This window comes from Microbacterium sp. FW305-3-2-15-F-LB2 (genome assembly GCF_058787255.1).
Window position 1 is genome coordinate 3097243 of record NZ_JBYSZO010000001.1, and the last position, 12383, is coordinate 3109625.

The window sequence follows — 12383 nt, forward strand, 5'->3', positions numbered from 1 at the left end:
GCATGAACAAACGCGTCGACGAATCCCCCCGATCCGACTCGCGCGACGACCTCAGCACGGCCGCCTCCGAGCTGCGCATGGCCACGTTCCGTCTCGCCCGGCGCCTGCGGGCGCAACGCGCGGTCGACACCATGAGCGACGGGCAGTTCGCGGTGCTCGCCGCGCTCACCATGCACGGCGACCATACGCTCGGCCAGCTCGCCGACCGCGAGCGGGTGACGGCTCCCTCCATGAACCGCACCGTGTCGCTCCTCGAGGAGGCGGGCTACGTCTCGCGCACTCCCGATGACGACGACCGTCGCAAGGTGACGATCGCCCTGACGGATGCCGGTCGTCTCGTCGTCGACGAGACCGTGCGGCGCCGCGACGCCTGGCTCGAAGAAGCCCTCGCCGCACTGGACGACGACGAACGGAAGACACTGGCGGCCGCGGCCGAGATCATGCGGAGGGTGGCAGAGAGATGAGTGCGATGTTCCGCTCATTCTCGGTCTACAACTATCGCGTCTGGTTCATCGGCGCCCTCGTGTCGAACATCGGCGCGTGGATGCAGTCGACCGCGCAGAACTGGGTCGTCCTGACCGAGCTGACCCCGAACGACGCCGCCGCGATGGGCGTGACGATGGCGCTGCAGTTCGCTCCGCCCCTGCTGCTCGTCGGGGTCACGGGGTGGGTCGCCGACCGCTTCGACCGCCGCAAGCTCATCATGTGCACGCAGAGCGCGATGCTCGCGCTTGCCGTGGCCCTCGGCATCCTGCTGCTGACCGGGGTCATGACGCTGCCGCTCATGTTCGTCTTCGCCCTCGCGCTCGGCGTCATCACGGCCTTCGACAATCCGGCGCGTCAGGCGTTCGTCTCCGACCTGGTCGCGAAAGAGAACGCCTCCAACGCCGTCGCGCTGAACGCCGCCTCGTTCAACACGGCGCGCCTGATCGGCCCCGCCGTGGCGGGTCTCATGATCGTTGTCGTCGGCACGGGGTGGGTGTTCCTCGTCAACGCGTTCACCTTCATCGGCATGCTCGGCGCCCTCGCCCTGATGCGCCCGCACGAGCTGGTCAGTCATCACCGCGGCGGCGGCCCCGCCCGCCTGGCCGACGGGTTCCGGTACGTCGCGAAGCGCCCCGACCTCGTCGTGACGTTCGCGATGGTCTTCCTGCTCGGCGCCTTCGGCATGAACTTCCCGATCTTCGCCTCCACGATGGCCCTCGAATTCGGGCGCGGCGCCGACGGCTTCGGGCTTCTGAGCTCGTTCGTCGCGATCGGCTCGCTCGCCGGAGCGCTCCTCGCCGCGCGGCGCGACCAGGCCCGCATGCGGGTCGTCATCCTCGGCGCCGGCGGCTTCGCCGTGGCATCCACCCTGTCCGTCCTCGCCCCCAGCTACGAGACGTACGCGGCGACGCTCGTGCTCACCGGCTTCTGCGTGGTGACGACGCTCACGACCGCCAACGGCTACGTGCAGACCACCACCGACCCGGCGCTGCGCGGTCGGGTCCTCGCGCTCTACATGGCGATCCTCCTCGGCGGCACCCCCGTGGGCGCCCCGATCGTCGGCTGGGTCGCGGGAGAGTTCGGCCCGCGCGTGGCGATCGGGCTGGCCGCCATCGTGGCGTTCATCGCGTGCGGCATCGGCGTCGGATGGACGCTCGGGAGCGGCCGCGTGCACAAGCACGAGACGAAGCGGTTCCGGATCACCCTGGACGAGACGCGCCCCATCACCACGATCGCCCCCGAACCGGAGGACTTCAGCGATGAGGTCGCCGGCACGACCCCGATCCCGCTGCCCACGGATCGCGCGACGGGACTGGCCGGGAACGCGCGACCCGCCCCGCGGACCCACCCCTCGACCTGACCACGGGGCGCGACCGGGACCGAACACCCCACCCCATCGTGACGGTCGCGGTCAGACGTAGAACCCGTGCGCCTCGAGCACGGCCACGGCGGCCTCGCGTCCCGACACCTGGAGCTTCGCGTAGATCGAGCGCAGCTGCGACTTGACGGTATTGGGAGAGACCTCGAGCTCTTCCGCGATCTGCGGCAGGCTCCGGGGGCCGCGGAGCGACAGCGCGAGTCGCTCCTCGCGCGGACTCAGCGCGGGCAGCCGTGGACGGTGGTCGTTCGTGGGGACCACCGCCAGCATCGCCGCCACGCGCTCGGCCGCTTCCGCGGAGTCCGGATGCCGTGCCGTCATCCGCTCGAGAAGAAGGAGGAGTTCCGTCCGCGGCAGCGTCAGGTACGGGGTGAGAGACCCGCCCATGTTCTCGGACAGGTGGAACCCCTCGTCGAACGCGGCGTCGGCGGCGTGATCGTTGCCGAGACGCACGTGGGCGACAGCGCGACGGAGCAGCAGGGGAGTGAGAGTACGGACGCAGTGGTGCGTCCCCATGCGGATGCACGGATCCGTCGACTCCAGCACCTCCCGCTCACGGCCCAGGGCGATGAGAGCCGCGGCGCGCTGCATGTCGAAGCACAGCGCGTGGCCGGGCGGCGACACCCGCCCCTCCAGGACCGCCAGTGCGCGTCGCGGCTCGCCACGGGCCAGGAGCAGGTCGGCGTACACACCCTGCGCGAAACCCCGCACCATCGCATGACCCGAGTGCGCATCGGTGCCACCCGCGAGGGCGGCCACGAGCACGATGCCCTCGGCGTAGTCGCGACGGATGAGCGCGCACATCGCCTCGGCGGCCCGGGCCGAGTACTGCCAGAACGGATCCGCTGGCGATCCCTCGCGCAGGTGCTCGGCGGTGCGTGAGAGCGTCTCGGCGTCGAGGGCAGCGGAGGCGATGAGGATGCGCGCGAGCAGCAGGTCGTAGTCGGGGTGCACGATCCCCCAGCCGGACGTCTCCGCCAGGTCGTCGCACACCTGCAGGCTCTCCTCCGCCAGGCGGTACTCGCCGTTGACGGCCGCCGCCAGACAGCGCACCGCTCGGGCGCGGTAGAGCGTCGCTGCGTCGGGGGCGTACGCGATGGCGGAGGCGGCATACTCACCGGCCCGGCGCGACCACCCCGCCGCCGCGTAGACCTCGGCCACCGCGGACAGCAGGGTCGATCGCGTCTCCGGCTCCATCCGGCCCGGAGCTCGGAGGCGTCCGTCGGCGAAGTGCGCGTCGACCAGGCGGATCGCGTCGTCCACACGGTCCAACCGGGCACGCGCGATCAGGAGCGCCTCGAGCGTCTGCGCGCTGGCATCCACCCAGATGCGCGGGGCGGGCCCGGCCTCGATATCGGCCAGGAAACGCAGGTCCGCGATGTCGGGCGCCGGCGACAGGGGCAGCGCGCCCGCGACGACCCGCTCCGCCACCACCCTGACGTTCGACAGGGGGGACGACTCGATCACGACCAGCTCCCCATCATCCGATGGTAGGTCACCCCCCTGCGCAATCCGGCCGATCGACGCGACGCGGTAGACAACTACCGTTGTTCAATTTCGCTAGATAAGCTAGCGATATGAACGCATCTCGGACGGGTCGCCGCTGGGCCGGGCTCGTCTTCATCAGCATCGCGGTCTCGCTGATCATCGTGGACTCCACGATCGTCAACGTCGCCGTCCCGTCGATCGTGGAGGATCTCGGCATCTCATCCACCGACGTCCAGTGGGTCCAAGAGGCGTACACCCTCGTCTTCGCGTCCCTGCTGCTCGTCTTCGGCAGCCTCGCCGACCGTTTCGGACGTCGACGGCTCATGCTCATCGGCGTCGTCGTCTTCGGCCTCGCGTCGATCGCCGCCGCGATCGCCCCCAGTGGCGGACTGCTCATCCTCGCCCGCCTGGTGCAGGGCGTCGGCGGGTCGATGATCCTGCCGACGACGCTGTCGCTCATCAACGCCACGTTCCGCGGACGCGAACGCGGGATCGCTTTCGCCGTGTGGGGATCCACGATCGGCGGCATGGCGGCGGTGGGCCCTCTGCTCGGCGGCTGGCTGACGACCTCGTTCTCGTGGCGGTGGGCGTTCGGGATCAACATCCCGCTCGGCATCCTCATCATCGTCGGAGTCCTGTTCACCGTGGCGGAATCGCGGAGCGACCGCCGCGAGAGCATCGACGGCGTCGGCGCCCTGCTGTCGGTGCTGACGATGGCGCCGCTCGTCTTCGGGCTCATCGAGGGCCGCACGTACGGCTGGTGGACCGTGAACGAGACCCCTCGGATCGGCGACGCGCAGTGGCCGGTGTCGCTCTCGCCGGTGCCGATCGCGTTCGCGGTGGCGGCGGTCGCCCTCGTGGGCTTCATCGCCTGGGGGCTTCGACGGCAGCGAACCGGCCGTTCGACGCTGTTGGCCCTGGGGCTGTTTCGGATCGCGTCGTTCCGCAACGGCAACATCGCCGCCGCCGTCGTGTCGCTCGGGGAGTTCGGCATCATCCTCGCGCTCCCCCTGTGGCTGCAGTTCGTCGTGGGCTTCGACGCGCTGCAGACCGGTCTTCTGCTGCTGTCGCTCGCGATCGGCTCCTTCGTCGCCAGCGGTATCGCCGGCGCTCTGAGCGGGCGCGTCGCCCCGGTCTGGATCGTCCGGGCGGGCCTGCTGGGCGAGATCGTCGGCGTCGCCGGCGTCGCCTTCACGATCGGACCGGATGCCACGTGGGGCCCGCTCGTCCCGTTCCTGTTCGTCTACGGAGTCGGTGTGGGCCTGGCGACCGCACAGCTCACCGGCGTGGTGCTGGCCGAGGTGCCGCCCGCCGAGAGCGGCGCGGCGTCGGGGACGCAGTCGACCTCGCGACAGCTGGGTGCGGCGCTGGGTGTCGCGATCCTGGGCACGGTGCTGTTCTCCACCACCGGGAGCGTGCTGTCGTCGGCCCTCGACGACCGCGGCCTGCCCGCCGAGCAGCGTGACCAGGTCGTCTCGCAGGTCGTCGACAGCGCCGGCGCGGCGATCGTCGGCCTCGAGCAGTCGCCCCAGACGGAAGACGTTGCGTCCGATGCGCGCGCCGCCTTCAGCGACGGCACCCGCGCGGCCGCGTTCACCGCGGCGGGCTTCCTCGCGCTCGGCCTGCTGTCCACGCTCACGCTCGGCGCCGCCGCGAGGACGCGCGGGGGCCGCGACGAGGCTGCGGCGGCGGAGGGGTCGTGACCAGGGCCGCGCGACGCAAGCTCAGCGACGCGCGCCGGAGCGTAGACGCCGCGGGCCGCGCCGCACACGCTCAGCGATCCGCACCCAATCAGCGGCATCCGCCCGCATCGCACTGAGGTTGCGCGAATCGCCGACGCTGCGCGCGGACCCCGGGTCAGACGCGCGCGTCGACGCCGTCGGCGACCGGCACCAGCCGCGTCAGCTGCGTGACGTGGCGGGGTTCGAGCTCGTCGAGGCTCGAGACACCGAGCAGCGCCATGGTGCGTTCGATCTCGCTGCGCAGGATCGCGATCGTGCGATCGACGCCCTGGCGGCCGCCGGCCATGAGGCCGTACAGGTAGGCGCGGCCGATGAGCGTGAACTTCGCGCCGAGGGCGATGGATGCCACGATGTCGGCGCCGTTCATGATGCCGGTGTCGACCATGATCGTGGCGTCCTTGCCGACCTCGCGCACCACGTGCGGGAGGAGGCGGAAGGGGATCGGCGCGCGGTCGAGCTGGCGTCCGCCGTGGTTGGACAGGACGATGCCGTCGACGCCGAGGTCGACCAGACGCGCGGCGTCGGCGACGTTCTGCACGCCCTTCACGACGAGCTTCCCCGGCCACATGCCCCGGATGATGTCGAGATCGTCGTAGCTGATCGTCGGATCCATCGCGGCATTGAGCAGCTCGCCGACCGTTCCGCCGGTGGTGCTGAGTGAGGCGAACTCGAGCTTCGGCGTGGTGAGGAAGTCGTACCACCACCACGGCCGCGGGATGGCGTTCACGATCGTCCCGAGCGTGAGCTGCGGCGGGATGGAGAAGCCGTTCCGCTTGTCGCGCAGGCGGGCGCCGGCGATCGGGGTGTCGACGGTGAACTGCAGGGTGTCGAAGCCGGCCTTGGCGGCGCGCTCGACCAGACCGTAGGAGATGTCGCGCTGCTTCATCACGTACAGCTGGAACCAGTTGCGTCCCACGGGGTTCGCGGCCTTCACGTCCTCGATCGAGGTCGTGCCGAGCGTGGAGAGGGTGAACGGGATGCCGGCGGCCGCCGCCGCGGAGGCACCGGCGGTCTCGCCCTCGGTCTGCATCAGGCGCGTGAAGCCGGTGGGGGCGATACCGAACGGCAGCGCCGACGGACCGCCGAGGATCTCGCACGAGGTGTCGACGTTCGCCGCCGGCCGAAGGATGTCGGGGTGGAACTCGACGTCCTCGAACGCCCGGCGGGCACGGTCCAGCGAAAGCTCGCCCTCAGCGGCGCCGTCGGTGTAGTCGAACGCCGCCTTGGGCGTGCGGCGCTTCGCGATCGTTCGGAGGTCGTTGATCGTCAGCGCCGCGTCGAGGCGTCGCTTGCGCGCATCGAGCTCGGGCTTCTTGAACTGCATGAGCTCGAGGAGCTCGCCGACCTTGGGCAGCTGGCGCTGAACCATGGAGTCTCGCTTTCGTGTGGTCTGACCACAGACTACGCCCGATCCGGACGTGATGGTCAGGAACGGGGGTCGTAGCGACGGGGAGGGAACGCGTGCGCGACGCGCGCACGCAGGTCTTCCAGGCTCGCGTCGGCGCCGAAGCAGCCGAGCGCGCGTGCCTGCACGAGCACATTGCCGAGGGCCGTGGCCTCGACGGGACCGGCGAGGACCGGGACACCGACGCGATCGGCCGTCGCCTGGCACAGCAGAGCGTTTCGCGCCCCGCCCCCGACGAGGTGGACGACGTCGATCTCGCGCTCGGCGAGCGCGCCCGCGGTGCGCACCGCGTGAGCGAACGCCGCGGCGATGCTCTCGACGATGATGCGCACGAACATCGGACGCGACGCCCGGCCCGGCCGATCGGCGTCGAGGAGGGCGGCGATACGGCCCGGCATGTCACCCGGAGCCGCCAGCTCGGGGGCATTGGCGTCGAACAGGCGCGCGGGCGGCGACACCGACGCCGCGGAGGCGAGGAGCAGCGGGAGGTCGATCGCCGAACCGTCCTCTTCTTCCCACGCGCGCACGGTCTCACTGAGCAGCCACAGCCCGGTGACGTTGTGGAGGAAGCGCACGCGCCCGTCGACGCCGCCCTCGTTCGTGAAGTTCGCCGCGCGGGCGGCATCCGTCACGATCGGCTCCGCAAGCTCCAGGCCGACGAGTCCCCACGTCCCGCAGGAGATGTACGCGGCGTTCGGGGTCGACAGCGGCACCGCGACGATCGCCGACGCGGTGTCGTGCGACCCCACGGCGACGACGGGCACCGCGCCCAAATCTGCGGGGGTCTCCCCGATCGTCTCGCCCGGGTCCACCAGCGGAGGCAGAACGGATGCCGGGATGCCGAGTGCGACGGCGAGAGCCGTGTCCCACTCCCCCGTGCGCACGTCGAGCAGACCGGTCGTCGAGGCGTTGGTCCGCTCGGCGACCGCGCGACCCGTGAGGCGCTGGGCGAACAGGTCGGGGATGAGCAGACTCGCGTCCGCTTCACCGACGCGGGGATCGGCCGCGTACTGGTAGAGCGTGTTGAACGGGAGGAACTGCAGACCATCGCGGCGGTACAGCTCCTCGAACGGAACCTGCGCGTGCACGGCGTCCACGCCGCGAGCGGTGCGGGCGTCGCGGTAGTGGAACGGCTCGGCGAGCAGCTCCTCACCGCGCACCAGCCCGTAGTCGACCGCCCACGAATCGATGCCCACGCTCTCGATGCCGAGCTCGCGTCGCAGCGCTTCCGCGAGCCCGGCGCGCACGTGGCCCCACAGCGCCTCGATGTCCCAGTGCCATCCGTCGGCACGCTCGACGGGACCGTTCGGGAAGCGGGCGACCTCCTCGAGCTCGATCGTGTCGCCCCCGACGCGCCCGATCATCACGCGTCCGCTGGTCGCGCCGAGGTCGACGGCCGCGACGACGCGCGCCGCCGTCATCGCAGGAACGCCGCGGCGACGCCCGAGTCCACGGGCACGTGCAGACCGGTGGTGCGCGAGAGCTCGGGGCCGGTGAGCACGTACACGGCGTCGGCGACGTTCTCGGGCACGACCTCGCGCTTGAGGATCGTGCGGTTGGCGTAGAACTGGCCGAGGTCCTCTTCCTTCACGCCGTAGGTGGCGGCGCGGTTCGCGCCCCAGCCTGCGGCGAAGATGCCCGAGCCGCGCACGACGCCGTCGGGGTTGATGCCGTTCACGCGCACGCCGTGCTCGCCGAGTTCGACCGCGAGAAGGCGCACCTGGTGCGCCTGGTCGGCCTTGGTCGCCGAGTACGCGATGTTGTTGGGCCCCGCGAAGACGCTGTTCTTCGACGAGATGTAGATGACGTCGCCGCCCATTCTCTGCGCGATGAGCGCCTTCGCCGCGGCCTTCGACACGAGGAACGAGCCCTTCGCCATGACGTCGTGCTGCAGGTCCCAGTCCTTCTCGGTGGTCTCCAGCAGCGGCTTCGACAGCGACAGGCCCGCGTTGTTCACGACGAGGTCGATGCCACCGAACGCCAGCAGCGTGGCATCGATCGCGGCCTGAACCGCCTCGGCATCCGCCACGTTCGCGGCAACCCCGATCGCGACGTCGGTTCCGCCGAGCTCGGCTGCCGCGGCCTGCGCCTTCTCGAGGTCGAGGTCGGCGACGACGACGCACGCGCCCTCCGCGGCCAGGCGGGTGGCGATCGCCTTGCCGATCCCGGATGCCGCGCCCGTCACGAACGCGATGCGGCCCTGGTGCGTCTTGGGCTTCGGCATCCGCTGGAGCTTTGCCTCCTCCAGCGCCCAGTACTCGATGCGGAACTTCTCGGCATCCGAGATCGGGGCGTAGGTGGAGAGGGCCTCGGCGCCGCGCATGACGTTGATCGCGTTGACGTAGAACTCCCCCGCCACGCGCGCCGTCTGCTTGTTGGCCCCGTACGAGAACATCCCGACGCCGGGCACGAGCACGATGAGCGGGTCGGCCCCGCGGATGGCCGGGGAGTCGGCGACGGCGTGCGCGTCGTAGTACGCCTGGTAGTCGGCGCGGTACTGCTGGTGCAGTTCCTGCAGGCGCGCGATCGCGTCCTCGGTCGAGGCGTCGGCCGGCAGGTCGAGGATCAGCGGCTTGACCTTGGTGCGCAGGAAGTGGTCGGGGCAGCTCGTGCCGAGCGCGGCCAGGGCGGGCGCCTTCTCGGATGCCAGGAAGTCCAGCACGACGTCGGAGTCGGTGAAGTGGCCGACCATGGGCCTGTCGGTCGAGGCGAGGCCGCGGATGGTCGCGGCGAGGGCTGCGGCCTTCGCGCGGCGCTCGGCCTCGGGGAGGGCGGCGAAGCCAGGACGGACGCCGCCGAACGGCTCGGCCGCGCCGTGCTCGTCGATGTAGGCCTGCGCGGTGTCGATGATCCAGAGGGAGTTGCGCTCGGCCTCCTCGGACGTGTCGCCCCACGCGGTGATGCCGTGTCCGCCGAGGATCGTGCCGATCGCCTGCGGGTTCGCGGCCTTGATCGCGGCGATGTCGAGGCCGAGCTGGAAGCCGGGGCGACGCCACGGCACCCACACGACCTTGTCGCCGAAGATCTTCGTCGTGAGCTCCTCGCCGTCCGCGGCGGTCGCGATCGCGATGCCCGCGTCAGGGTGCAGGTGGTCGACGTGGGCGGCATCCACGAGTCCGTGCATGGCGGTGTCGATCGACGGGGCGGCTCCCCCCTTGCCGTGCAGGCAGTAGTCGAACGCGGCGACCATCTCGTCCTCGCGGTCGATGCCGGGGTAGACGTCGACGAGAGCGCGCATGCGGTCCAGGCGGAGTACCGCGAGGCCCTTCTCGGTGAGCGTGCCGAGGTCGCCGCCGGAGCCCTTGACCCACAGCAGCTCGACCGGCTCGCCGGTGACGGGATCGATGTCGGCGCCCTTGGCGGACGTGTTGCCGCCGGCGTAGTTGGTGACCTTCGGGTCGGAGCCGAGGCGATTGCTGCGCGCGACGAGGTCGGCGGCGGTGGAGCTGGTCATGACGTTCCTCACGGGTGGAAGCGACGGGGAGGGAGAACCGGAGTGGCGGGATCGGAGCCTCCGCCCCGGCGGTGGAGGGGGCCGCCGGGCACGGCAGCGGGATGGACACCGGGACGGCGGATTCAGACGCCGCCCCGGTGGGTCTGGGTCAGGCGCCCCAGCCGGCCTGGGTGCCGCCGACACGCTCTTCGGCGATGCGGGGCAGATAGCCGGATGCCGCGAACGCGGCCATGGGGTCGGCGGGAAGCCCGCGCGACTCGCGCCATTCGGCGAGGGCGGGACGGACGTCGGTGTAGAAGGCATCCATCAGGACCGCGTTGGCGGTGAGGACGTCGTTCGCGTGCTGCGCTGCGGTCAGCGCGTCACGATCGACGAGGAGGGCTCGAGCCGTCATCTCCTGCACGTTCAGCACCGAGCGGATCTGCCCCGGGATCTTGTCCTCGATGTTGTGGCACTGGTCGAGCATGAACGCGACGTCGGGGTTGTTGAGGCCCCCGCCGCGCACGACCTCGGTGAGGATGCGGAACAGCTGGAACGGGTCGGCGGCGCCCACGATGAGGTCGTCGTCGGCATAGAAGCGCGAGTTGAAGTCGAACGAGCCGAGCTTGCCGAGGCGCAGCAGCTGCATGACGATGAACTCGATGTTTGTGCCCGGCGCGTGATGGCCCGTGTCGAGGCACACGAGCGCCTTGTCGCCGAGCGCCGCCACCTGGGTGTAGGACGTCCCCCAGTCGGGAACGTCGGTGTGGTAAAACGACGGCTCGAAGAACTTGTACTCCAGCACGAGCCGCTGGTCGTCGCCGAGGCGCGCGTAGATCTGCTGCAGCGAGTCCTGCAGACGGTCCTGGCGTCCGCGCATGTCGTTCTGGCCGGGATAGTTCGAGCCCTCGGCGAGCCAGATCTTCAGGTCGCGCGAGCCCGTGGCATCCATCACGTCGATGCACTCGAGGTGGTGGTCGATGGCCTTGCGGCGGATGCGCTCGTCGTGGTGGGTGAGGGCGCCGAACTTGTAGTCCTCGTCCTGGAAGGTGTTGGAGTTGATCGTGCCGAGCTTCACGCCGAGGTCTTCGGCGTGACGGCGGAGGGCGCCGAAGTCGTCGACGAGGTCCCACGGGATGTGCAGCGCCACGGTCGGCGCGAGCGCGGTCAGGCGGTGGACCTGGGCGGCGTCCGCGATCTTCTCGAACGGATCGCGCGGGGTGCCCGCGGTCGGGAACACGCGGAAGCGCGTGCCGGAGTTGCCGAATGCCCACGACGGCAGTTCGATCGCCTGGCCTTCGAGGGTCGACAGGATCTCGGGGGTGAGGGTGCTCATGGGGCGGTCCTTCTCCACGACGGTGGGGTTCGGAGGAAAGATGTGAATCGTTTCATTACTGAATCGATTCAGACGATAGTGTGGACATTTCGGTTCGTCAAGCGGAGGAGCGCCGGTGTCAGCGAGCATCAAGGACGTCGCGGCGGCGGCGGGCGTGTCCGTCGGCACCGTGTCGAACGTGCTCAACCGGCCCGACAAGGTCTCCCCCGCGACCGTCGAGCGCGTCCATGCGACGATCGACGAACTCGGATTCGTGCGCAACGATGCCGCGCGCCAGCTCCGCGCGGGACAGAGCCGGTCGGTGGGTCTCATCGTGCTCGACAGCGCGAACCCCTTCTTCGCCGAGGTGGCGCGCGGCGCCGAGGAGCGCGCCGATGCCGAAGGGCTCTCCGTGCTCCTCGGCAACAGCGGACCGGACGGCGCCCGAGAGAACGCCTACCTCGACCTGTTCCGTGAGCAGCGCGTTCGCGGCGTCCTGCTCACCCCGAGCGTTCCGGCCGCCCCGGGCATCACGCACGCCGGTATCCCCCTCGTCCTGATGGACGGTGAGTCGGCGGACGGGAGCGTGCCCTCCGTCGCCGTCGACGACGTCGAGGGCGGATACCTGGCCACCCGCCACCTGCTCGAGCGCGGCCGTCGACGCATCGCCTTCGTCGGCGGCCCGCTCGCCGTCCGCCAGGTCATCGACCGCCTAGCGGGAGCCCGCCGCGCCCTCGCCGACGTCCCGGGCGCACACCTCGAGATCGTGGAGAAGCCCGAACTGACCGTTCTCGCCGGACGCCAGGTCGGCGAGGAATTCGCCGCGAGGAAGCGGGAGGATCGTCCGGACGCCGTCTTCTGCGCGAACGACCTGCTGGCCGTCGGCGTCCTTCAGGGCGCGGCGATCCTCGGCTCCATCCGCGTTCCCGACGACCTGGCGATCATCGGCTACGACGACATCGCGTTCGCCCAGTCGACGGTGGTGCCGCTGTCGTCGGTGCGTCAGCCGGCCCGCGAGATCGGGGCGACCGCGATCGAGCTGCTCCTCGAGTCGCTCGCCGACCCCGCGGCGACCCCCCGGCGCGCACGGTTCCGCCCCGAGCTCGTCGTCCGGGCCTCGACCGGGGGCTGACGCC

The 12383-nt window shown here is 70.7% G+C and carries 9 protein-coding genes; 4 read left to right on the forward strand and 5 right to left on the reverse strand.

The genetic code is table 11. The annotated features are described in order from the left end of the window. Positions 1–2 precede the first annotated feature (2 nt). Both AC3WLZ_RS14925 and AC3WLZ_RS14930 read left to right on the forward strand, forming a co-directional pair. Positions 3–464: a MarR family winged helix-turn-helix transcriptional regulator gene (locus tag AC3WLZ_RS14925; protein ID WP_412925695.1), complete on the forward strand. Its 462-nt coding sequence runs from the start codon at positions 3–5 to the stop codon at positions 462–464. Then, a complete protein-coding gene (locus AC3WLZ_RS14930; protein WP_412925696.1) occupies positions 461–1846 on the forward strand; it encodes an MFS transporter in 1386 nt (461 codons plus the stop codon). Before AC3WLZ_RS14925 ends, AC3WLZ_RS14930 begins: the two co-directional genes overlap by 4 nt. Positions 1847–1897: 51 nt before the next feature. On the opposite strand, the gene AC3WLZ_RS14935 is transcribed toward AC3WLZ_RS14930, so the two are convergent. Then, positions 1898–3331, reverse strand: coding sequence for a helix-turn-helix transcriptional regulator (locus AC3WLZ_RS14935; protein WP_412925697.1), 1434 nt, complete (start codon positions 3329–3331; stop codon positions 1898–1900). A gap of 110 nt (positions 3332–3441) precedes the next feature. Between AC3WLZ_RS14935 and AC3WLZ_RS14940 the strand changes: the two genes are divergently transcribed. Further along, a complete protein-coding gene (locus AC3WLZ_RS14940; protein WP_492470569.1) occupies positions 3442–5055 on the forward strand; it encodes a DHA2 family efflux MFS transporter permease subunit in 1614 nt (537 codons plus the stop codon). Between the two features lie 154 nt (positions 5056–5209). On the opposite strand, the gene AC3WLZ_RS14945 is transcribed toward AC3WLZ_RS14940, so the two are convergent. The 4 genes from AC3WLZ_RS14945 to rhaI form a co-directional block, all read right to left on the reverse strand. Further along, positions 5210–6463 (reverse strand): alpha-hydroxy acid oxidase, encoded by a 1254-nt coding sequence (locus AC3WLZ_RS14945; RefSeq protein WP_492470570.1) that lies wholly within the window; start codon positions 6461–6463, stop codon positions 5210–5212. Between the two features lie 56 nt (positions 6464–6519). Further along, positions 6520–7920, reverse strand: a complete 1401-nt coding sequence (locus AC3WLZ_RS14950) for a rhamnulokinase (protein ID WP_492470571.1) — start codon at positions 7918–7920, stop codon at positions 6520–6522. Continuing rightward, positions 7917–9953 carry a bifunctional aldolase/short-chain dehydrogenase gene (locus tag AC3WLZ_RS14955; RefSeq protein WP_492470572.1) on the reverse strand — a complete coding sequence of 679 codons (2037 nt, stop codon included), beginning with the start codon at positions 9951–9953 and terminating at the stop codon, positions 7917–7919. Before AC3WLZ_RS14955 ends, AC3WLZ_RS14950 begins: the two co-directional genes overlap by 4 nt. Positions 9954–10101: 148 nt before the next feature. After that, positions 10102–11268, reverse strand: a complete 1167-nt coding sequence (rhaI, locus tag AC3WLZ_RS14960) for an L-rhamnose isomerase (RefSeq protein WP_492470573.1) — start codon at positions 11266–11268, stop codon at positions 10102–10104. Between the two features lie 115 nt (positions 11269–11383). Between rhaI and AC3WLZ_RS14965 the strand changes: the two genes are divergently transcribed. Then, a complete protein-coding gene (locus AC3WLZ_RS14965) occupies positions 11384–12379 on the forward strand; it encodes a LacI family DNA-binding transcriptional regulator (protein ID WP_492470574.1) in 996 nt (331 codons plus the stop codon). Positions 12380–12383: the final 4 nt, after the last annotated feature.